At 65.2% G+C, this 22,069-nt stretch carries 16 protein-coding genes and 3 pseudogenes; 6 read left to right on the top strand and 13 right to left on the bottom strand.

Annotated features, from left to right (window positions below; genetic code table 11):
- Positions 1 to 7: 7 nt before the first annotated feature.
- The 3 genes from fdhF to ACVWW3_RS05935 are packed head-to-tail and all read left to right on the top strand — an operon-like array spanning position 8 to position 3,936.
- A complete protein-coding gene (fdhF, locus tag ACVWW3_RS05945) occupies positions 8 to 2,881 on the top strand; it encodes a formate dehydrogenase subunit alpha (protein ID WP_456650627.1) in 2,874 nt (957 codons plus the stop codon).
- 4 nt (positions 2,882 to 2,885) lie between these two features.
- Positions 2,886 to 3,713: a formate dehydrogenase accessory sulfurtransferase FdhD gene (gene fdhD / locus ACVWW3_RS05940; protein ID WP_456650628.1), complete on the top strand. Its 828-nt coding sequence runs from the start codon at positions 2,886 to 2,888 to the stop codon at positions 3,711 to 3,713.
- Positions 3,703 to 3,936 carry a formate dehydrogenase subunit delta gene (locus ACVWW3_RS05935; protein ID WP_247349973.1) on the top strand — a complete coding sequence of 78 codons (234 nt, stop codon included), beginning with the start codon at positions 3,703 to 3,705 and terminating at the stop codon, positions 3,934 to 3,936. Before fdhD ends, ACVWW3_RS05935 begins: the two co-directional genes overlap by 11 nt.
- On the opposite strand, the gene ACVWW3_RS05930 is transcribed toward ACVWW3_RS05935, so the two are convergent.
- The 13 genes and pseudogenes from ACVWW3_RS05930 to ACVWW3_RS05870 all read right to left on the bottom strand — a co-directional run bounded on the left by ACVWW3_RS05930 (position 3,893) and on the right by ACVWW3_RS05870 (position 19,847).
- Positions 3,893 to 6,880, bottom strand: a complete 2,988-nt coding sequence (locus ACVWW3_RS05930) for a bifunctional [glutamine synthetase] adenylyltransferase/[glutamine synthetase]-adenylyl-L-tyrosine phosphorylase (RefSeq protein ID WP_456650629.1) — start codon at positions 6,878 to 6,880, stop codon at positions 3,893 to 3,895. The genes ACVWW3_RS05935 and ACVWW3_RS05930 overlap by 44 nt on opposite strands.
- Positions 6,877 to 8,338 (bottom strand): annotated as a pseudogene (locus tag ACVWW3_RS05925) (ATP-binding protein). The gene ACVWW3_RS05930 and the pseudogene ACVWW3_RS05925 overlap by 4 nt, the downstream one beginning before the upstream one ends.
- On the bottom strand, positions 8,322 to 9,002 hold the full coding sequence (locus ACVWW3_RS05920) for a response regulator transcription factor (protein WP_038944287.1): 681 nt from the start codon (positions 9,000 to 9,002) through the stop codon (positions 8,322 to 8,324). The pseudogene ACVWW3_RS05925 and the gene ACVWW3_RS05920 overlap by 17 nt, the downstream one beginning before the upstream one ends.
- Positions 9,003 to 9,297: 295 nt before the next feature.
- A pseudogene (locus ACVWW3_RS05915) lies at positions 9,298 to 10,880 on the bottom strand (Do family serine endopeptidase).
- 225 nt (positions 10,881 to 11,105) lie between these two features.
- The gene (locus tag ACVWW3_RS05910; RefSeq protein ID WP_456650631.1) at positions 11,106 to 11,588 is read right to left on the bottom strand and encodes a cytochrome c-type biogenesis protein; all 483 of its coding nucleotides are present in this window, start codon (positions 11,586 to 11,588) and stop codon (positions 11,106 to 11,108) included.
- Positions 11,589 to 11,592: 4 nt separating this feature from the next.
- On the bottom strand, positions 11,593 to 13,575 hold the full coding sequence (locus ACVWW3_RS05905; protein ID WP_456650632.1) for a heme lyase CcmF/NrfE family subunit: 1,983 nt from the start codon (positions 13,573 to 13,575) through the stop codon (positions 11,593 to 11,595).
- The gene (gene ccmE / locus ACVWW3_RS05900) at positions 13,572 to 14,081 is read right to left on the bottom strand and encodes a cytochrome c maturation protein CcmE (RefSeq protein WP_247349965.1); all 510 of its coding nucleotides are present in this window, start codon (positions 14,079 to 14,081) and stop codon (positions 13,572 to 13,574) included. Before ccmE ends, ACVWW3_RS05905 begins: the two co-directional genes overlap by 4 nt.
- Positions 14,082 to 14,118: 37 nt before the next feature.
- The gene (ccmI, locus tag ACVWW3_RS05895; RefSeq protein ID WP_456650633.1) at positions 14,119 to 15,234 is read right to left on the bottom strand and encodes a c-type cytochrome biogenesis protein CcmI; all 1,116 of its coding nucleotides are present in this window, start codon (positions 15,232 to 15,234) and stop codon (positions 14,119 to 14,121) included.
- A gap of 131 nt (positions 15,235 to 15,365) precedes the next feature.
- Positions 15,366 to 15,635, bottom strand: coding sequence for a hypothetical protein (locus ACVWW3_RS05890; protein ID WP_247350265.1), 270 nt, complete (start codon positions 15,633 to 15,635; stop codon positions 15,366 to 15,368).
- A gap of 100 nt (positions 15,636 to 15,735) precedes the next feature.
- Positions 15,736 to 17,134: pseudogene (locus ACVWW3_RS05885) on the bottom strand (hypothetical protein).
- 159 nt (positions 17,135 to 17,293) lie between these two features.
- Complete coding sequence (locus tag ACVWW3_RS05880; RefSeq protein WP_456650634.1) at positions 17,294 to 18,670, bottom strand: ATP-binding protein; 1,377 nt, start codon at positions 18,668 to 18,670, stop codon at positions 17,294 to 17,296.
- A 121-nt stretch (positions 18,671 to 18,791) separates the two neighbouring features.
- Complete coding sequence (locus ACVWW3_RS05875; protein WP_247349962.1) at positions 18,792 to 19,463, bottom strand: response regulator transcription factor; 672 nt, start codon at positions 19,461 to 19,463, stop codon at positions 18,792 to 18,794.
- A 228-nt stretch (positions 19,464 to 19,691) separates the two neighbouring features.
- Positions 19,692 to 19,847 carry a hypothetical protein gene (locus ACVWW3_RS05870; protein WP_247447728.1) on the bottom strand — a complete coding sequence of 52 codons (156 nt, stop codon included), beginning with the start codon at positions 19,845 to 19,847 and terminating at the stop codon, positions 19,692 to 19,694.
- Between the two features lie 236 nt (positions 19,848 to 20,083).
- Between ACVWW3_RS05870 and ku the strand changes: the two genes are divergently transcribed.
- The 3 genes from ku to ACVWW3_RS05855 all read left to right on the top strand — a co-directional run bounded on the left by ku (position 20,084) and on the right by ACVWW3_RS05855 (position 22,066).
- On the top strand, positions 20,084 to 21,055 hold the full coding sequence (ku, locus tag ACVWW3_RS05865) for a non-homologous end joining protein Ku (protein ID WP_456650635.1): 972 nt from the start codon (positions 20,084 to 20,086) through the stop codon (positions 21,053 to 21,055).
- 59 nt (positions 21,056 to 21,114) lie between these two features.
- Positions 21,115 to 21,351 (top strand): hypothetical protein, encoded by a 237-nt coding sequence (locus ACVWW3_RS05860; RefSeq protein WP_354047175.1) that lies wholly within the window; start codon positions 21,115 to 21,117, stop codon positions 21,349 to 21,351.
- Between the two features lie 550 nt (positions 21,352 to 21,901).
- Positions 21,902 to 22,066, top strand: a complete 165-nt coding sequence (locus ACVWW3_RS05855; protein ID WP_247349953.1) for a Flp family type IVb pilin — start codon at positions 21,902 to 21,904, stop codon at positions 22,064 to 22,066.
- The last annotated feature ends 3 nt before the right edge of the window (positions 22,067 to 22,069 follow it).

The raw sequence follows: 22,069 nt of genomic DNA, 5'->3' as shown, positions 1-22,069 counted from the left end.
AACGACAATGTCTCTGATCGAAGAAATCGACTTCGGCACGCCGCGATCGAAATCGGAAACGATGGTGACGCTGACCATCGACGGCAACCAGGTCACGGTGCCCGAGGGCACCTCGATCATGCGGGCTGCGATGGATGCGGGCCACCAGATCCCAAAACTCTGCGCGACCGACATGGTCGATGCGTTCGGCTCGTGCCGCCTTTGCGTCGTCGAGATCGAGGGCCGCGCCGGCACGCCGGCCTCCTGCACCACGCCCGTCATGTCCGGCCTCGTCGTGCACACCCAGAGCGAACGGCTGAAGAAGCTGCGCAAGGGCGTGATGGAGCTCTACATCTCCGACCATCCGCTCGATTGCCTCACCTGCGGCGCCAACGGCGACTGCGAGTTGCAGGACATGGCCGGTGCCGTCGGCCTGCGCGACGTGCGTTACGGCTATGAGGGCGAGAACCACGTCTTTGCCAAATCCAATGGCGAGATCAACGCCGCCTGGATGCCGAAGGACGAGTCGAATCCGTACTTCACCTATGATCCCTCCAAGTGCATCGTCTGCTCGCGCTGCGTCCGCGCCTGCGAGGAAGTCCAGGGCACCTTCGCGCTGACGATCTCCGGCCGCGGCTTCGACAGCCGCGTCTCGCCCGGCATGAGCGAGAGCTTCCTCGGCTCCGAATGCGTCTCCTGCGGCGCCTGCGTGCAGGCCTGCCCGACCGCGACGCTGACCGAGAAATCCGTGATCGAGATCGGCCAGCCCGAACACTCCGTCGTCACCACCTGCGCCTATTGCGGCGTGGGCTGCACCTTCAAGGCCGAAATGCGCGGCGAGGAAGTCGTCCGCATGGTGCCGTACAAGGACGGCAAGGCCAATCGCGGCCATTCCTGCGTCAAGGGCCGCTTCGCCTGGGGTTACACCAACCACAAGGAACGCATCCTCAGGCCGATGATCCGCGAGCGGATCGAGGATCCCTGGCGCGAAGTGTCGTGGGACGAGGCATTCTCGTTTGCCGCCGACAGGATGCGCGGCATCCAGACGAAGTACGGCCGCGACGCCATCGGCGGCATCACCTCGTCCCGCTGCACCAACGAAGAAACCTATCTGGTGCAGAAGCTGATCCGCGCCGGCTTCGGCAACAACAATGTCGACACCTGCGCCCGCGTCTGCCACTCCCCGACCGGCTATGGCCTGTCGACCACGTTCGGTACGTCCGCCGGCACACAGGATTTCGACTCGGTCGAGGACACCGACGTCGTCGTCATCATCGGTGCCAACCCCGCTTCGGCCCACCCCGTCTTCGCCTCTCGCCTGAAGAAACGGCTGCGCCGGGGCGCCAAGCTGATCGTGATCGATCCGCGCCGCACCGAGATGGTGGAATCGCCGCATGTGAAGGCGCTGCACCTGCCGCTGATGCCCGGCACCAACGTTGCCGTGATGACGGCGCTGGCGCATGTGATCGTGACTGAAGGCCTCGCCAACGAAGCCTTCGTGCGCGAGCGTTGCGACTGGAGCGAGTTCGAGGAATGGGCGGCGTTCGTCGCCCAGCCTAACAACAGTCCGGAGGCCACCGCCATCCTCACCGGCGTCAATCCGAAGGATCTGCGCGAAGCGGCCCGCATCTACGCCACCGGCGGCAACGGCGCGATCTATTACGGCCTCGGCGTCACCGAGCACAGCCAGGGCTCCACGACTGTGATCGCGATCGCCAACCTCGCGATGGTCACGGGCAATATCGGCCGTCCCGGCGTCGGTGTGAACCCGCTGCGCGGCCAGAACAACGTGCAGGGCTCCTGCGACATGGGTTCGTTTCCGCATGAGCTGCCGGGCTATCGTCACATCGCGGACGATGCCGTGCGCGAGCAGTTCGAGGCGCTGTGGAACGTCAAGCTCAACCCCGAGCCCGGCCTGCGCATCCCCAACATGTTCGACGCCGCGGTCGAAGGCACGTTCATGGGCATCTACGTGCAGGGCGAAGACATCCTGCAATCCGATCCCAACACCAAGCATGTGGTGGCTGCACTGTCGGCGATGGAATGCGTCATCGTCCATGACCTCTTCCTGAACGAGACCGCGAACTACGCACACGTCTTCCTGCCCGGCTCGAGCTTCCTCGAGAAGGACGGCACCTTCACCAACGCCGAGCGCCGCATCCAGCGCGTTCGCAAGGTGATGACGCCGAAGAACGGCCTCGCCGACTGGGAGGTCACCATCGGCCTTGCCAAGGCCATGGGCTTCGAGATGAACTACAGCCACCCTTCCGAGATCATGGACGAGATCGCCGCGCTGACCCCGACCTTCGCCGGCGTCTCCTACGCCAAGCTCGACGAGCTCGGCTCGGTGCAGTGGCCCTGCAACGAGGAGGCGCCCGAGGGCACGCCGGTGATGCATATCGACGGCTTCGTCCGCGGCAAGGGCAAGTTCGTCGTCACCGAATATATCGCGACCGACGAGCGCACCGGCCCGCGCTATCCGCTGCTGCTCACCACGGGCCGCATCCTCAGCCAGTACAATGTCGGCGCGCAGACCCGGCGTACCGAGAACGTGGTCTGGCATGCCGAGGACCGGCTGGAGATCCATCCGCACGATGCCGAGCAGCGCGGCGTGCGCGACGGCGACTGGGTGCGGCTGAAGAGCCGTGCCGGCGAGACCACGCTGCGTGCGGAGATAACCGATCGCGTCGCGCCGGGCGTCGTCTACACCACCTTCCACCATCCGGACACGCAGGCCAACGTCATCACGACCGACTATTCCGACTGGGCGACCAACTGCCCCGAATACAAAGTCACGGCGGTGCAGATCTCGCCGTCGAACGGCCCGTCCGACTGGCAGAAGGCCTACGACGCGCAGGCACGGCACTCCCGCCGTATCGCGCCGGCCGAGGCGGCGGAGTAGCGGCATGCACGTGCCGGTCCAGGCCATCGACCGCGAGATCTGGCGCGACGGTATCGCATCCGAGGGGACACGGCTGATTCCGGAGGAGACGCCGCTGGCGCTGACCTACAATGGCGGCACCTACGCCGTCATGATGGGGACGCCGCAGAACCTGGAAGATTTTGCGGTCGGCTTCAGCCTGGATGAAGGCATCATCAAATCGGTCGACGACATCAAGTCGCTCGAAATGGTCCGCCTCGACGACGGCATCGAGTTGCGCATGTGGCTGGCCTCGGAAGATGCCGCGCGCATCGGCGAGCGGCGCCGCCACATCGCCGGCCCGACCGGCTGCGGCATTTGCGGCATCGATTCAATCGCCGAAGCCGTGCGGCCTGCGGCAGTCGTGCCGCAGGGACAGACGTTTACGCCCGAACAGGTCATGGCGGCGATGCAGACCATCGCACCGCTGCAATCGATCAATTTGCAAACCCGCGCCGTTCACGCCGCCGCGTTCTGGTCGCCTGCCGGCGGTATCGTCACGCTGCGCGAGGATGTCGGCCGCCACAATGCGCTCGACAAGCTCGCCGGTTCGCTGGCGCGCAGCCGCACGGTTGCAAGCGGCGGCATCGTGCTGCTGACCAGCCGCGTCTCGATCGAGATGGTGCAGAAGACCGCCGCCATCGGCGCGCCGGTGATGGTCGCCGTCTCTGCGCCGACCGCGCTCGGGGTGCGCACCGCTGAGGCCGCCGGCATCACGCTGATTGCCATTGCCCGCCAGGACGGGTTCGAGGTGTTTTCGCATGGCGGCCGCGTTGTCGCGCGTCATGCCACGGAGATTGCCGATGTCGCCTGACCGCCTGATCTACATGGCCAACCAGATCGGCACGTTCTTCCGGAGCCAGGGCCACGACAAGGCCGTGCCGGGGATCGCCGATCATATCAAGAAGTTCTGGGATCCGCGGATGAAGCGCGCGATCTTCGCCCATCTCGATGCCGGCGGCGTTGGTCTGGAGCCGAACGTGCGCGAGGCGCTCACCTCGCTGAAGCCGGCGACGTCCCTTCCAGCAGCGCCCTGAAGACACGGCGCACCTCGCTCTGCGTCTCCTTCACGCGCGCCTCCAGCGAGGAGAAATCCGGTGCGTCGCCGGCGCGTGCCATCACGCGCAGCAGGTCGGTGCCGGCTGTTTCCGGCTTGAAGCGGTCGCTGACGCAGAGCCGCAGGATCTGCGTCAGGTCGTGATAGAGCCGCGCTGCGGCGCGCAGTATCTCGGTCTCCGATTGTGCGAGCACGCCGAGCCGACATGCATTTTCCAGCACCTGCATGGTGCCGACGTCGAGAATCCCCGGCTTCTCGTGAGCATGTACGAGCTGGAGATATTGCGCGATGAAATCGATGTCGACCATGCCGCCGGCGGCGTATTTGAGATCCCAATGGTCGGTCTCGCCCTTCTCCTGCGCGATCGCGCGCCGCATGTCCGCGACGTCGTTGGCGGTGATTCCGGGATCGCGGCGGCGGGTCAGGACATCGCGGATGACGTGCTCGATCCGTTCCCGAAATGCGGGCGAAGCCGACACGACGCGCGCGCGCGTCAGCGCCATGTGCTCCCAGGTCCAGGCCTCGTTGCTCTGGTAGTCCGCGAAGGAGACGAGGCTCGACGCCACAGGGCCGGCACGCCCCGAGGGGCGCAGCCGCATGTCGATCTCGTAGAGCACGCCGTAATTGGTACGCGTCGTGAAGGCGCTGATCAGGCGCTGGGTGAAGCGGGCGAAGTAGTGTGCACCTTGCAGTGACTTCGCACCGTCGGAGTCAGGGTTGTCGCTGTCGAAATCGTAGAGCAGGATCAGGTCGAGATCGGACGAGGCCGTCATCTCTCGGCTGCCGAGCCGGCCCATCGCGATCATCGCGGTCTCTTGTCCCTTGATCCGGCCGTGCTGGGCGGCGAAGCGGTCGGCAACGAGGCCGTGCACGGTATGGACGATGCCCTCGGCGACGTCGGCAAAGGCCGTGCTCGCCTGCTGCGCCGAGACCGTGCCGGACAGGATGCGCGTGCCGATCAGGAACAGGCTCTCCTGCCCGAACAGGCGCAGGCGGTCGAGGAACTCTTCATATGAGCCGGCATCCTGCACCGTCGTCGCGAGCCGCCCGGACAATTCCTGCCTGTCGGGCATGGCGCCGAAGAAGCGCGGATCAATCAGGCCGTCCATGAGCTGCGGCTGCCGTGCCAACATCTCGCCGAGCCGCGGTGCCGCACCCAACACCAGCGCCACCAGCGCGACGAGATCGCGGTTCTGGCCGAGCAGCGTGATCAGCCGGCCGCCGCGCTGGAGCGCCCCAAGGAATTGATCGAACGCCACGACCGCCCGATCCGGCTCTTCGGCATGAGCGAGACCGTCGATCAGGGCCGGCACGAATTCGACGAAGGCGCTTCGCGTCGCCTCATTGCGAAACACGCGGTAGTCGCCGGTGATCCAGTCACGCACGGTCTGCGCAACCGCGGCGGGCTTCTTGAAGCCGAGCGCCGCCAGCTGCTGAAGCAGCCGCGGATCGTCGGGACCCACACTGTAGTCGAGTGCCGGCAGCCTGGCCGTGCCGGTCGGATCGTCGCCCTCGAACAGCTTTTCGTAGTGACCCTGGACGATTTCGAGCTGGCGCAAGAGGTCGCCGGCAAAGGCCTCGCGATCCGGATAACCGAAGAACCAGGCGAAACGCTCGACCGCCTCCTTGTCCTCGGGCAGCGTATGGGTCTGCTCGTCGGCGATCATCTGGAGCCGATGCTCGACCCGGCGAAGGAATTCGTACGCCGTGGCCAGTTCGTCGCGCGCTGCGAACGTGATCCAGTTGCTGGAAGCGAGAATATTGAGCGCGGCGAGCGTCGGCCGCACGCGCAGCTCGGGATGGCGGCCGCCGGCGATCAATTGCTGGGTCTGGGCGAAGAACTCGATCTCGCGGATGCCACCGCGCCCGACCTTCACGTTATGCCCTTCGACCGCGACCTCGCTCTGGCCGCGATAGGTCTGCATCTGCCGCTTCATGTCGTGGACGTCGGCAAGCGCGGCGAAATCGAGATGCTTGCGCCAGACGAAGGGCGCGATCTCCGCGAGCAGCGCCTCGCCCGCTTTGGGATCGCCGGCGCAGGCTCGCGCCTTGATCATCGCGGCGCGCTCCCAGGTGCGCCCTTCCCGCTCGTAATAGTTCAGCGCGGCGTCGCGCGAAATCGCCACCTGCGTCGAGGATGGATCGGGACGCAGGCGCAGATCGACGCGGAAGACATAGCCGTCATAGGTGCGCTGCTGGAGAATGCGTGCCATCCCCTGCGTCACCCTCACGAAGAATGGCTGGGGTTCGATATCCGCTGCCAGCGTCGTATTGTCGGGATCGAAGAACACGATCAGATCGATGTCGCTCGAATAGTTCAGCTCGCCCGCGCCCATCTTGCCCATCGCAAGCACGATCAGCCCGCAGCCTTCCTCGGGCGCCTCGGGATTGGGCGGCAAGAGCTTGCCGCGTGCGGCTTCCTGCCGCAGCAGGTACTGAAGCGCCGCCTGCACCGAGGATACCGCGACATCGGTGAGAGCTGCGGTCACCCGCATCACCGGCCAGACGCCGCCGATGTCGCACAGCGCGGTCAGGAGCGCGGCCTCCGCCTTCATGCGGCGAAGCAGCCGCATCACCTCGGCCTCGTCGGATGCCGCAAGCACCGCACCGCTCGCCTCCGCGATCAGCGTGGCGAGATGCGCATCCGGATCGCATTCCAGCAGCCGGATCAGGCGCAAGGTATCGGCACGCGCCAGTTCGAACAGATAAGGCGAAAATTCCGTGATTCCGGACAGGATGTTCCGCGCCAAGGGATGAGCCAGCAGCGCTTCAAGACGGGCGGATTGCGCGGGCTCGAGCCCGGCCAGCCAGCTTTCAAAACGTCCTTGGTCAGTGACGGAAGCGGCAATATGGGGAGCCTCCGCGAAGCGTGCGGCCAGGCTCTCACCATGCTTGTCCGCGTTTCCCGGCGCGGAATGGTTCATGCCACCTTCTGTGGCACATCCTGCATTGACGGAGCAACCCTGTCGCCGGCCCCCGCGCGCGCCGGCAGCACCAGCGTGGCGACAAGCCCGGGCTGGGCGTCGCCCAACCTCAACTCGCCGCCATGCAATGTCGCAACCGCCGAGGCGAGACTGAGGCCGAGCCCGGATCCGGGCAGCGTACGGCTCGCTTTCCAGCCGCACAAATCGTTCCACGACGTGCTTGCGGTCGGCTTCGGGGATGCCGGGACCGCGATCGGTGACGCTGAGCAGCACCTGATCGCCCTCGCGCCTGGACTCGATCGTGATCTGCCGGCTGTCCATGCTGACCACGGTTCCAGCCGACTGCGCGATCGGTTTGCCGTATTTGATCGCATTCTCGACAAGATTGGCGAGCGCCTGGCTGATCAATTCGCGGTTGGCGTGAACCGGCGTCGGCTCGCAGCTGACCTTCAAGATCATGCCGTCGTCTTCGGCCAGCGGCTCGTAGAGCTCGTGGATGCCGCCCGCGACGTCGGCGGCGTCGAAATCATCCATGTTGCCGCGCGCCTGTCCGGACTCGGCACGCGCGATCATCAGCAGCGCGTTGAAAGTGCGGATCAGGCCGTCGGATTCCTCGATGGTCCGTTCCAGGGCGGCGCGGTAATCGGCCTCGCCGCCCGATTTCGCCAGCGCCTCCTCGGCGCGGTTGCGCAAGCGCGTCAGCGGCGTCTTGAGATCGTGGGCGATGTTGTCGGAAACCTCCTTCAGTCCCGCCATCAGCGCCTCGATCCGCTCCAGCATGGCGTTGAGGTTTTCGGCGAGGCGGTCGAGTTCGTCACCGCTGCGTCCCACCGGCAGGCGTTCGCTGAGATCACCGGTCATGATGCGATGGGCGGTGCCGCTCATCGCATCGATGCGCGTGAGCACTCGGCGCGCCACGAAGATGCCGCCGCCAAGGCCGAGCACCACGACGATCAGGATCGACCATTGCGCGGCCTTCGCCACGATGCCGAACAGCCGTCGCCGCTCGGCGAGATCGCGTCCGATCAGAAGCCGGAAGCCGTTTTCCAGTTCGGTGACGCGAACCAGCGCAAGATGGTCGCGATCATCGGTGTCCTCGATCCGCCGGTAGGCGGTCTCGGACCAGCCGCGCGTCGCCATCACGCCGGGCGCGAGCGAGCCGACATTGCCGGCGATCGACTGGCCGGTCGGCGTCGTCACCAGATAGAGGTTGGCGCCCGGCCGCAGCGCCCGGTACTCAATGGCAAGGACGAGACCGCGCAAGCCGCGGCGGCCGTAGATCTCGTTGATCTCCGACGTCTCGGCATTGACCGTCTGCGTGATCTCCTCGGTGATCAGCCGCCGTGTATTCCAGGCGAAATAGGCAAGCAGCGAGGCCGCGAACATCGCGAACAGCAGCAAATAGACCAGCGTCAGCCGGAATGCCGTGGTGCGGACGAGTTTACCGAATGCCGTCACGGATCATGTACCCGGCGCCGCGGATGGTATGCAGCAGCGGCCGCTCAAAACCCTTGTCGATCTTGGAGCGCAACCGCGAGATGTGCACGTCGATCACGTTGGTCTGCGGATCGAAATGATAGTCCCAGACGTTCTCCAAGAGCATGGTGCGGGTCACCACCTGGCCCGCATGCTTCATAAGGTATTCGAGCAGGCGGAATTCACGCGGCTGGAGCGTCAGCTCGTCCTTGCCGCGAGCGACGCGATGGGAGAGCCGGTCGAGCTCGAGATCGCCGACCCGGTACAGCGTGTCCTCGGCCGGACCGCCGCGGCGGCGTGACAGCACCTCGACCCGGGCCAGGAGCTCGGCAAAGGAATAGGGTTTTGGCAGATAGTCGTCGCCGCCGGCGCGCAAGCCCTTGATGCGGTCGTCGACCTGTCCAAGCGCGGAGAGAATCAGCACCGGCGTCGAATCGTCCTTGTCGCGGAGCGCGCCGATCAGCGACAGGCCGTCGCGCTTGGGCAGCATGCGGTCGACCACCAGCACGTCGTAATCGCCGTTCTCGGCCATGGCGAGGCCTTCCTCGCCGTCGGCGGCGTGGTCGGCAATGTGCCCGACCTCGCGAAACGCCTTCACGAGATAGTCGGCGGATTCGCGGTCGTCTTCAATGATGAGGAGGCGCATCGTGCGTTCGGCGACGGTCAAGGGAGGGAACCTTCTCTAAACATGGCGCGAGCGGCAATCGCATGCAAGCCGAGTGAGAGACTCTGGCAACGAGAAAAAGGCGGGCGGTGAAGCTGGGGGGACCTCACCGCCCTAGGCCTTCCGACGGAGGGGGGCGTAATTCCACCGGAAGGTAGACAGGGGAAGCAAACGTTGCGCTGCTTCCCCGAAGGACGCCGTCGGCGGGGGCGACTGATGCCGGCGACACCCTTCATCTCGTGGGCCTCCTGAGGCCTGTCCCTTGGTTAGCCCTTGGTTAACCCTTGGCGATGGGCACGGCGACGAAGCGCGACTGGCCGCCGCTCTTGACCCGCATCAGGACGCTGTTCTTGTTGTCGGTCCGCGCCGTGGTGATGGCGTCGCGGACTTCGCCGGCAGTGCTCACGCTCTTGCCGCCGACTTCGAGAATCACGTCGCCTTCCTTGAAGCCGCGTTCGGCTGCGGCGCTCTTCGGATCGACTTCTGTGATCACGACGCCCTCCTTGCCGGCGCCGGCCACAGAATCGGCGGGCGCGACGGTCATCCCGAGCTTCGGCACGTCGGTGCCGCGGCTCGCGCCCTTACCGGTGTCCTTGTCGGTGTCGGCTTTGGCCTCGACCGTGTTCGGCAACTGGCCGAGGGTCAGGTTCACGACCTTGTCCTGGCCCTTGTGCAGCACGTTGAGCTTCACGGTCGCGCCGGGCGCCAAACCGCCAATGGTGCGGGCGAGCTCGCGGGCGTCCTTGACCGATTCGCCGTTGACCGACGTGATCACGTCACCGGACTCGATGCCGGCCTTGGCCGCCGGGCCATTCGCCTGCGGCTCGGCAACCAGCGCACCTTCGGCCTTCTTCATGCCGAGGCTGTCGGCGATGTCGGAGGTGACCGGCTGAATCTGCACGCCAATCCAGCCGCGGCTGACCGAGCCCTTGTCCTTGAGCTGCGCCACCACACTCTTCACGGTGCTCGCGGGAATCGAGAACGCGATGCCGACGCTGCCGCCGGAGGGCGAGTAGATCGCGGTGTTGACGCCCATCACCTCACCGTTGGTGTGTCGAAAGCCGGACCGCCGGAATTGCCCTTGTTCACGGGCGCGTCGATCTGGATGAAATCGTCATAGGGACCGTTGCCGATGTCGCGGCCGCTGGCCGAAACGATGCCCGCGGTCACGGTGCCGCCGAGGCCGAACGGATTGCCGACCGCGAGCACCCAGTCGCCGATCCGTGGCTTGCCGTCGGCAAGCTTGGCGAACGGGAAGTTCGAGCTGCCCTCGACCTTGATCAAGGCGAGATCGGTGCGCTGATCGGTGCCGATCACCTTGGCGGTGTAGGTCTTGCCTTCGTCGGTCGTGACCTCGACCTTGTCGGCTCCGTCCACCACGTGGTTGTTGGTCACGGCGAAACCGTCGGCCGAGATGAAGAAGCCGGAACCCTGGCCCTGCACGACGCGGCCACGGCCGCCCCCCTTCTGACCCGGGAAACCGTCCGGACCGCCGAAGCGGCGGAAGAAGCGCTCCATCGGCGAGCCCGGCTGGAACGGCGACTGCGCGTCATCGCCGTCATCATTGCTCGCGGTCTTTTCCTTGATGTTGACTTTCACCGAGATCACTGACGGCTTCACGCGCTCGACGATGTCGGCGAAGCCGATCGGACGCTCGACCTTGCGGACCTCGTTGTTGACCTGCGCATGCGCCGGGGTCGAGAACAGGTCGGCTGGCGAGGTCGACGGGCCAAAGCCGTAGACGGCGGCACTGAGCCCGGCGACGACCGAGGCCATCAGCGCGATCTTGCGGGCCGAGAAGACCGATCGGCGGGGCTGCCGGTAGGACGGAAGGTTCGAGAGGTCGGGACGGTCGGTCATGCAGAGATCTCCAGGGCCTTGAAATCCATTTGGTGCCTGATGGCGGCACCTTACGGAGCTGAAGATGGGGGCTCCCGCCTTACCGTGCGCTGGCGGCGGGGTTAAACTTTTGTAATGAACGGCAATGCGAATGCGGCAGTTCATCGCAGGACGAAAGTTGTGATCCCGTAGGAACTTAACGAGGTTCCGCTTCGGAGTGTCGGCTTGACGCGCGAAGCGACGCAACTAGGGCGATGAGGCTTCGTCCGACATCAATGCGGCCAGCCGCGCTTCCTCATCGGGCGTGAGCGGCGGAGCTGGCACGTCTGCACCGCTTCGCGAGCGCCGGCGGATTTGCAGCCACAGCGCCAGGCCGCCGCCCATCAGCAGCAGCGGCGCGAGCAGCCACAACAGCATGGTGTTGCGCTCGAAGCGCGGCTTGAGCAGCACGAACTCGCCGTAGCGCGTGACCAAAAAATCGAGCACTTGCGAATTGCTGTCGCCGGCGGCGATGCGCTCGCGCACCAGGAGCCGCAAATCGCGCGCGAGCGGCGCATCGGAATCGTCGATCGACTGGTTCTGACAGACCATGCAGCGCAGCTCGCGCGACAAGTCGCGCGCGCGCGACTCCTTCGCAGGATCCGACATGATCTCGTCGGGCTGCACGGCGTGCGCCGCAGGCAAGGCCAGCAGCATCAGGGCGACGAACGCAACCATCATCCGGCGCATCGGATCACTCCGCCGGCTGCAGGCGCTGCTTGGCCCGCGCCGGGCTTGGCGCGCCGACCCGCAGGCGCCGGTCGGACAGCGACAGCATGCCGCCGAACGCCATCAGCACCGGTCCCCACCAGATCAATAGCACCAATGGCTTGTGATAGATGCGCACGGCGATGGCGCCCTCGGCGTTGGCGTCTCCGAGAGAGACGTAGAGCTGGCTTGCGCCACGCGTCAGCAGCGCGGCCTCAGTGGTCGACGAGCCGCGGGTGGTGAAGCTGCGCTTGGACGGCGTCATCACGCTGAGCTTCTCGCCGTCACGGCTGACGTTGAATTCGGCGATCATCTCGTGGAAGTTCGGCCCTTGACGCTGAAACAGGCCGTCAAGCTTGACGTCATAGCCGCCGACATGGGCGACGTCGTTCTGCTTCATGGTCGCGATATATTCGCTGTTCCAGGTGGTCTCGCAGACGATTCCGATCAACGCGACGCCGAGGCCAGCATGCGCGAACATCGAGCCCCAGGCCGAGCGTGGCAGACCCCGGGCACGATGCAGCGTCGTCGCGAACGGCAGGCGAAACAAGCCGGTTCGTTCAGCCAGATCCGTCGCGGCACCGGCAATGACGAAGACGCCAAGTCCGATTGCCAATGGCGCCAGCGCGCTGCCGCCGCGCGCCCAGCCCCAGACCATGGCGACGGCGACGAGCCCGGCAACGCCGGCCGCGAGCAGCCGTTGCGTCACGCCGAGCAGATCGCCGCGTTTCCACGCCAGCATCGGCCCGAACGGCACGGCGAGCAGCAGCAGCGTGAACAGCGGAGCGAAGGTGAGATTGTAGAAGGGAGCACCGACCGACATCTTGAAATCGGCGAGCATCTCCATCGCCAGCGGATAGAGCGTGCCGAACAACACCACCGCGCAGGCGACCGTGAGCAGCAGATTGTTCAGTACCAGCGCGCCCTCGCGCGAGATCGGCGCAAACAGGCCGCCCTGCTTCAACGACGTCGCGCGCCCCGCAAACAGCGACAGGCTGCCGCCGATGAACAGGCAGAGGATCAGCAGAATGAACACGCCCCGGGTTGGATCGGTCGCAAAGGCATGCACCGAGGTGATGACGCCCGAGCGCACCAGGAAGGTGCCGAGCAGCGACAGCGAGAAGGTCAGGATCGACAAGAGGATGGTCCAGACCTTCAGCGCATTGCGCTTCTCCATCACCAGAGCCGAATGCAGCAGCGCGGTGCCGGCAAGCCACGGCATCAGCGAGGCGTTCTCGACCGGGTCCCAAAACCACCAGCCGCCCCAGCCCAGTTCGTAATAAGCCCAGTACGAGCCCATGGCGATGCCGAGCGTCAGGAAGATCCAGGCGACCAGCGTCCACGGCCGCACCCAGCGCGCCCAGGCGGCGTCGATCCGTCCCTCCAGCAGCGCTGCGATCGCGAAGGAGAACGAGATCGAGAAGCCGACATAGCCGAGATAGAGCATCGGCGGATGCACGGCGAGACCGATGTCCTGAAGTACCGGATTGAGATCGCGTCCCTCGATCGGCGGATTGGCGATGCGCAGAAACGGGTTCGAGGTCACCAGGATGAAGAGATAGAAGGCGCTGGCGATCCACGCCTGCACGGCCAGCACATGCGCGCGCAGCGACAGCGGCAGATTGTTACCGAAGGCTGCGACCAATCCGCCGAACAGCGCGAGGATCGACACCCACAAGAGCATCGAGCCTTCATGGTTTCCCCACACGCCGGTGATCTTGTAGAGCAGCGGCTTCATGGAATGGGAATTCTCGTAGACGTTGACGACGGAGAAGTCCGAGTCCACGTGCAGCATCACCAGCGCGATGAATGACGCACCGACGAACAGAAGCTGCGCCAGCGCGGTGGAGCGCGCCACATTCATCAGCGCATCATCGCGCAGGCGAGCGCCGATCAGGGGCACGATGGACTGGATCAGTGCCAGTCCGAGCGCCAGCACCAGCGCGTAATGTCCGGCTTCCGCAATCACCGCACAGCTCCCTGCGAGTTTCCCTGCGCCGTCGTAGCCGCAGGCTTTACGCTATCAGAAGCCTTGGCGTCATAATCATCCTTCCAGTGCCCCTGCTTCTTCAGGGCATCGGCGACGTCCTTGGGCATGTAGGTCTCGTCGTGCTTGGCGAGCACGGTGTCGGCCTTGAACACGCCATCGGCGTCGAGCGCGCCTTCGGCGACGACGCCCTGCCCTTCGCGGAACAGGTCGGGCAAAATGCCCTTGAAGGCGACCGGAAGCTTGGCGCCGCCGTCGGCGACCTCGAAGGTCACTGCGAGATTGTCGCCGCGCTGGAGCGAGCCGGGCTGCACCAGGCCGCCGAGGCGAAACCGCTTGCCGGGCGCGACGTGCTTTTCGGCGACCATGGTCGGCGTCGAGAAGAACACGATGGAGTCGCGCAATGCGTTGAGCACCAGCGCGGCCGCGAGCGCGAGCACGGCGAGCGAGCCGCCGATGATGGTCATACGTCGCTGCTTGCGCGTCATGGCGTATCCGTTCCCTGCTCGTCTCGCCCTGACGTCGTCATCCGTCGAGCCCGAGTGTCTTGAGGCCTTCATTGAGCTGGCGCAGCCGCGCTGTATCGTTGGCAACCGCCTGGCGGGCATCGGTTGATGCGCCCACCGCCTTGTCGCGGTCGCCCATCACGAGATAGGCGCGCACCAGCCGCAGCCAACCCTCGACGTCGTCGCCGTTCTGCCTGAGGCGCGTGGCGAGCCGTTCGACCATACCGCGAACCATGGCGTTGCGATCACCCTCCTTCATGTCCTTGGAAGCTGCAAGGGTCTCATCCGACAGCGCCGGCATCGTCGCGCCACCGCCGCCGACCCGCGCGAGCGAGGTCTGCACGAGTGGGCGCCACGGCGCATCCGCGGGCGCTTTCGCCAGCAGTGCGCGCCAGATATTGGCGGCATCGTCCTTGCGGCCGTCCTGCTCGGCGGCGAGACCGAGGAAATAGTTCGCCTTGGGATCGTCGGCGCTGAGCGCGCGCGCGCGCTCGAACTCGGTCTTGGCTTCGGCGGTCACGACGCCACCGGCCGCGGCCGACATCGCTTCGCCGAGATCGGACCGGCGCTCCGCGCTCTCGCCATTGTAGGTGAGCGAGTTGCGATAGGCGCGCACCGCGTCGTCGAAGCGACCAAGCCGCTCCAGCACGGGCGCGATCACGTTCCAGCCACGCCCGTCGGTCGGATTCTTTTCCAGATGTTGCTCGACCTGCACGACCAGATTCTCAAGCGACTGCGCCATGCCGGACCCGGATCCGCGCTCCCGCTGTGCCAGCGGAAAATCCTGAAGCCTGGGCGAGCCGAGCGGCATGTAGACGCCGATCGCAACCAGCGGCAGGCCGGCAAGCGCCAGCACGGCCGCCGCGCGGCGCCATTTGAGGTTGGATTTCGGCGCTAGTGCGGGCTCACTGCCGGCCGCGGCGAGCAGCCTGCGGCTAACCTCGACGCGCGCGGCTTCGGCCTCGGGCGCTGCGATCAGCCCCGCGGCAAGATCACGGTCGATCTCGGCCAGTTGGTCCTTGTAGACCACGACCTCGCTGCCTTGATTTTGCGCGTGTCCGCTACGGCCGAGCGGCAGAAGCACGGCGAAAATCGCCGCGACCGTCATCAGCGCGAACACGAACCATAGCGTCATCTGGCAAGCTTCCGGCAGCGCGCGAGCCGCGCCCACCCGTGGCTTTACACCACGGCCGGACGATGCGGCAATTGACAATTGTCAATTTGACGCGACCGCGCACAGTCCCGAAACGGTGAGAATCCAACGGCTTAGCCGATCTCGAAGTCCACGCTTTGAGCGGCATCCTCGCCGTGCCCATTGAAGGCCTTCAGGAAGTATGTTCCCGGCTCGATGGCGTCGGGCAATCTGATGCGCAACGCCCCGACGGGAACCGGCGATGCAACCCTGGTGAGGGTCTCAGGCAGCTGCCGACCGCTTGCCTTCTCGACCAGCACTACCTTCGCGCCGACCATCAATCTTTGATACTTGGCAACGATGACGCGATTCTCGATTTCGATAGAGCTGATAAGGGATTTCATGCGCCCACAGATAGAAATTCCAAAAACTTGTACGGGGACCGTAGGGCCCGTCACCGGCATCGTCAACCACAAATTGTGATCACTGAAAGATACGCCCGGATCAGCTCGCGCGCGACGATTTACGCTCGCCCGTGGCCGCGTTCTCCGCGGCGCGGCTCATCAGCGAGGCATAATCATCGCCGAACAGCACCTGGCAGAAGCGGATCGCAGCCTGCACCTGCTGCTGCCGATAGGTGCGAACCTTGTGATCGGCCCCGCGCAGCGACTGCACCAGCTGCTCGGTCGAACGCTCGACATATTGCTGGAGGTCGGAATAGGTGCGCAGTGTCACCTCGTTGATCGCAAGCTCGCTCGCATAATTGCGGCAGGTCGCGACAAAATCGATCAGCGCCACGGTTTCCTCGACCTCGGTGCTGTCGATCCGCGCGCCCGGCGGGAATGTCCTTCTCGGCGCGCTGGCGCAGGATGCGGCGGACGCGGCCGGGAACGCTGTCGATCTCGGATTGCAGCGCGTTGGAAATGTCGGCCCGGATCGAGGTCAACTGCTTGCCCCAGGCGGAATCGTTGCGGAGGTCGAGCTCGGTGCGCAGACCGCGTACGCCGTCGTGCAGCGTCTTGAGATTGCCGGCCACGTTCTCGAAACGGCTGCGCTTGATGTCCATGCGCAGGATCGCGGCGACACAGGACAGATCATGCAGCGCGATCGTGACGGCGACGCCATAGGGCGTTGCCGCGACGCGGATCTCGTCGTCGGAGGCGGCAATCTTGATGGCGAGGCGGATGATCTGCCACGGCGCGGTCATCCGCTGCATGACGATCGACAGCGCGAAGGGCAGCATCTGCGGCGTCTGAAGGACGGGAGTGTTGAGCGCTGAAGTCACCGAGACGATCTGCGCATCGCCGAAGGCGCGCAGGGCGCGCGGCAGCTTCTCGTTCAAGGTGGCGACGGCCTCGCGAACCGCGAGCACCGCCCCGATCGAATAGAGGTCCTCGATCACGTTGGGGGGCCCAACGCGGGCGAGCGCACGCGACTTGTCACCGCCGCCGGGCCCCGTCAGCTCGAAGATGGCCTCCGCGGCGACCGCCTGGAGCTTCGAGGCCAGCGCTTCGACCTGCCCACTGTCGGCCGGCATGCGCGCCAGCGCCGCCTCGAATTCGTTCAGCTTGTCTGGAGCACCGTCGCGGCCGAGCCATTGCCAGATTGGAGCCAGCGAGGAACGGCGGACCTGCCCGACCCGGATCGGGGTACCCGCTTCGATGAGGAATGGTTCCAGCACCTGGAACAGCAGCCGCGACAGATCGTCCGTACGCGGCGGCGGGGCCTCGTCGGCTTCGGTCTTGCGGACGACCTTGCGCAGCTGATCAAGCACGAGGGTCGCCACAGCCGTGTCCTGACCACGCTCCAGCGCACGCTCGAACTCCCGCATCAGCAGCGCCTGCGCCTGCGGCGGGAGCTGCGCGAGATATTCCCTCAGCCGCTCGATCGATGTCTGGCTCATGCGCCCGGGTAATGCACGGTAAATGGCGGACATGGGATGCGTCCGGGCGCGATCTTAGGAGGTCCCACTTAAGAAGCCGTTTAGCAAGTGGCTCCGAATCCCAGCAGTCCCCTTCGGGTGGGTGTTGATTGCGGCGAATAAGCCCATGGGAACAAAGGATTATATTCCGGGCAAGACCAGCTCAGCCCGCAAGCCCCCGGTCGGCGCCCCGCCGAGCGAGAGGCTGCCGCCGTAGAGCGCGGCGAGGTCGGTCACGATCGACAGCCCCAACCCCGATCCGGGCTTGGACTCGTCAAGCCGCTGGCCACGTCGCGAGACCTGGGCGCGCTCGGCCTCCGACAGGCCGCGGCCGTCGTCGTCGACGATGATACGCAGCCGCGGACCGGCGCCCGCTTGGTGCAGCGTCTCCACCAGAACTTCGATGAAGACCCGCGAGGCGGCCCATTTGCAGGCGTTGTCGACGAGATTGCCGACCATTTCCTCCAGATCCTGCCGCTCGCCACGAAATTTCGCCGACGGATCGGCCTCGGCCTCGACCACGATGCCACGGTCGCGGTGGATCTTCTCCATGGTCCGCCGCAGCGCCTCGATGGCGGGGGCAACCTCGGTCACTGTTCCGACGACCGAGACCCGCGCCGCGATGCGTGCGCGCTCCAGATGATGGGCGAGCTGGTCGCGCATCACGTTCGCCTGCTCCATCACCTTGGTCGCGAACGGATCGATGGCATGCGCGCCGGCCTCGTTGACGATGACCGAGAGCGGCGTCTTGATGGCGTGGGCGAGGTTGCCGACATGGGTGCGTGCGCGCTCGACGATTTCGCGATTGGCGTCAATCAGCGCGTTGGTCTCGCGCGCCAGCGGCGCGATCTCGACCGGGAATTCGCCCTCGAGCCGCTCCGCCCGCCCCGAGCGAATGTCGGCGATGGATTCCGAGATGCGCTTGAGCGGCGCGAGGCCGAAGCGGACCTGGAACACGGTGGTCAGCAGCAGCACGATGCCAAGCGCGGAGAAGGTGCCGCCGAGATAGTAATCGAAACTGCGCGTTTCGTCGAAAATCTCGGTGTCATCACCCGCGACGCTGACGAGAAATTTGCCGTCCGCGCCGAGATCGACCGGCCGCTCCACCATGCGCAGGTTCTGTCCCTCGGGACCGTCGACATAAGCGATCCGGATGCCGGCAGCGGTGAGCTCTGTGCCCTGCTCTTCCAACTTCGGCAGCTTCTTGTCCCAGAGCGAGCGGGAGGAGCGCACCTCCGGCTTTTCTGTGTCGGTCCGCGTGATCTGCCAGTACCAGCCGGACAGCGGCAGGTCGAACAGCGGCTCGCCGAGCGACTGGAACTGGCGGTCCGGCGGCTCGTCAGGGGTGGCGACCTCGGCGATCAGCGTGCGCAGATAGAGATTGAGCCGGCGGTCGAAGGCGCGCTCGGTGGCGTTCTTGTAGACCGACGACAGCACCACGCCGGTTATGGCCAGGATCACCACGAGCCACGCGGTCGCCGACAGGAACAGGCGGTTCGCAAGCGAGCTGGCGGGCATCTGAATGATCCCGGAGGCGCGGGGCGGCATGGCATCGGAACTCATGACCCGACCAAGGCCCGCGCCGGGCCGCCCGTCAAGCCAAGATACTTCCAGACAAGATACTTCGAGACAACACGCTTCAAGCGCCGGGGGCCGGCGGGGTCAGGAGATAGCCGAGGCCACGGACGGTCTGGATGATATCAACGTCGAGCTTCTTGCGGATGCGACCGACGAAGACCTCGATGGTGTTGGAGTCGCGGTCGAAGTCCTGGTCGTAGAGATGCTCGACCAGCTCGGTGCGGGACACGACGCGCCCGGAATGGTGCATCAGGTAGGCCAGAAGCCGATATTCGTGCGAGGTCATCTTGATGGGATTGCCAGATACGCTGACCCGGCCGGTCCTGGTGTCGAGCGTGACGGGGCCACAGCTCAGCTCGCTCTGGGCATGGCCGGTGGAGCGGCGCAGCAGCGCGCGGATGCGTGCCAGCACCTCCTCCAGGTGGAACGGCTTTGCGACATAGTCATCGGCGCCGGCATCGAAGCCCTGGACCTTGTCGCTCCAGCGGTCGCGTGCGGTGAGGATCAGGACCGGCATGGTGCGGCCGTTGCGCCGCCAGGCTTCCAGCACCGAGATGCCGTCCTTCTTCGGCAGGCCGATGTCGAGCACCACGGCGTCGTAGGGCTCGTTGTCACCGAGATAATGCCCCTCCTCTCCGTCGAAGGCGCGATCGACGACATAGCCGGCGTCGGTCAGCGCCTTGGTGAGCTGGCGATTGAGATCGGGGTCGTCCTCAACGACGAGCAGGCGCACGCTTCTCTCCAGAATTAGGCCGCATGAACACCAGCAGAGATGAGCAATTCCGGCGTGAACTGAATATGAACGCGGGGAACCGGCGGCGTTACTTTTTGGTCATATACGACCTGTTCGCGGCCAACGCACTGCGCCCGCCGGGCCACCGGACGAACGGGGCACGGCGGGCGCAATGTGCCGCGTTACGCGGCGAGTCGGAAGATACGAACCGTCCGGTCGATGTGCCGGTCAGGTCCGGAAGAACACGAACCAGACGACGGCAAGGATCAGGATCGCGAGCCCGGTCGAGATGGCGAGCAGCGCGGCCACTGACGGCCCGGGTTCGCCCTGACGGGCCTCGGTCGCAGTTTCAACGATCTGACGTTGGTCTCGCGTGGTTGCCATGGTGACCTCAAATCTCTGGCTGTCGCGTCGGATGGCCGCGACCTCCTCGCAACGTGATGTCCCGTGGTAACGCGTGATTGGATATGATGTTCCGGTTTTTACGGCGGGATCAGGCTGCAACCGCGCACCGGGCGGCCGGTTAACGCAGTTGCAAGATTCTGCAATCCGCCTTGCTATGATTCGTTGTTCCCCGATGGTATCTTCGTCTTCTGTCCCCGTTGCGTTTGGAGTAGCCCATGGCCCCCCGTGCCAATTGGAAGGGTTTTTTGCGCCTCTCGCTCGTGACCTGCCCGGTCGCGCTCTATCCGGCCACTTCGGATACCGAGAAGGTCTCGTTCAACCAGATCAACCGCAAGACCGGTCACCGGATCAAGTACCTCAAGGTCGACGCCGAGACCGGTGACGAGGTGACCTCCGAGGACATCGTCAAGGGCTACAAGGTCGACACCGACACCTATATCGAGGTCACCAAGGACGATCTCGACGACATCGCGCTGGACTCCACGCACACGATCGAGATCGACGAGTTCGTGCCGAAGACCGACATCGACAGCCGCTATCTGATCCGCCCCTATTATCTCGTGCCCGACGGCAAGGTCGGCCACGACGCCTTTGCGGTGATCCGCGAGACCATCCGCAGCATGGACAAGGTCGCGATCGGCCGCGTGGTGCTGACCAACCGCGAGCACATCATCGCGCTGGAGCCGCTTGAGAGCGGCCTGATGGGGACGCTGCTGCGCTACCCCTACGAGGTCCGCGGCGAGAAGGACTATTTCGACGACATCCAGGACGTGAAGCTGACCCAGGACATGCTCGACCTTGCAAAGCACATCGTCGAGAAGAAGTCTGGCGCGTTCGAGCCCGAGCTGTTCGAGGACCATTACGAGACCGCGCTGATCGATCTCATCAACAAGAAGCGCAGCGGCGCGCCCATCACCGCGAAGGCCGCGCCGAAGACCGGCGGCAACGTCATCAACCTGATGGACGCCCTGAAGAAGAGCATCGCGAACGAGAAGGAGGCAAGCCCCGCGGCGAAGACGGCCAAGGACGCCACCAAGGGCAAGAAGCCGAAGAAGCGCGTCGAAGGCCAGCGCGAAATGCTGCTGCCGATCGCCGGCAAGGGTGGCAAGGACGCCGCAGCGAAAGCCGCTCCCAAAAAGGCCGACAAGCCGGTGCGCGCGCCGACGCGAGCGAAGAAGGCCGGCTAGCAGCATCGCAGCTCTCGATCTCGCTGTGATGCTTCCCCTCGCCGACCGGCCGACCTGACATGCCCTGGTCGACAGCGTTCGACGACCCCATTTCGTTACGAGGCGGGCGCAAGCTGCGGACGTTGCAAGAGGCTGCCGATCACATCATGCGACTGCCCGAGGATACCCAGCACGCGAGCCATTGGCAGACCGCGATCGAAACTCTGATCAGCGCGGCCGAGACCGGCGGCGGCTGGACGATGTTCGCCCGCATCGCAATGTTACGGGCGCTGAATGCGGACGGTCGGCGCGAGTGAGCCCCGCGCCCCGCTCAAGAACAGGCTCAACAATCCGTTAAGACGAGCCCGCGCTTTCAGCGCCCACCTGCGGTCGCGGGGGCGGCACGTAATCCTACGGAAGACAAAATTAACCGCCGGTTCCCGCTCAGCGCAGCATGGTCGCCCCTCGATTGAACCCGGGGTTTGCAGGCTCGTGCAGCAGCAGGACGCCAGAAAGAACTACATCGGCCTCGTGAACGGACACGGCCGAGGAAGAGAGCCTGGCCGGCAACTCCGCGCGGGCGCAGCCGCGCGTGGTGAGCTATCTGGCCGGACGCCTTGCTGCGGTGCTGAAACGCCCCGGCAAGGCCGCGCCGGAACGCCCGATCTCGTCCTGAGACGGGACGACGACCTCGGCAAATGCTTCTGAATTGGGTGACGGAACCTTAAGTCAATCGATGACACCATACAAACCGCAGGTGAGGACCATCCGACCTGCGTTTTGACGCGCCCACGAAAAATTAATGAATCACTTTACCATTCCGATAACGGCACCAGCCTACGTTGGACGGATGAACAGGAGTTGACGATGACTGTGATCAGGTCATTTCTTGCCGATGAAAATGGTGCCACCGCCATCGAGTATTGCCTGATCGCCGTCGGCATCGCGCTCGCGATCATCACGGCCGTGAACAATACGGGCAGCGCACTGCTGAGCGGCAAGTTCAACTCGATCGACGCGGCGGTGAAGTAACCG

Source organism: Bradyrhizobium sp. LM2.9 (assembly GCF_054056555.1).
This window is presented reverse-complemented; position numbering and strand designations above follow the sequence as displayed.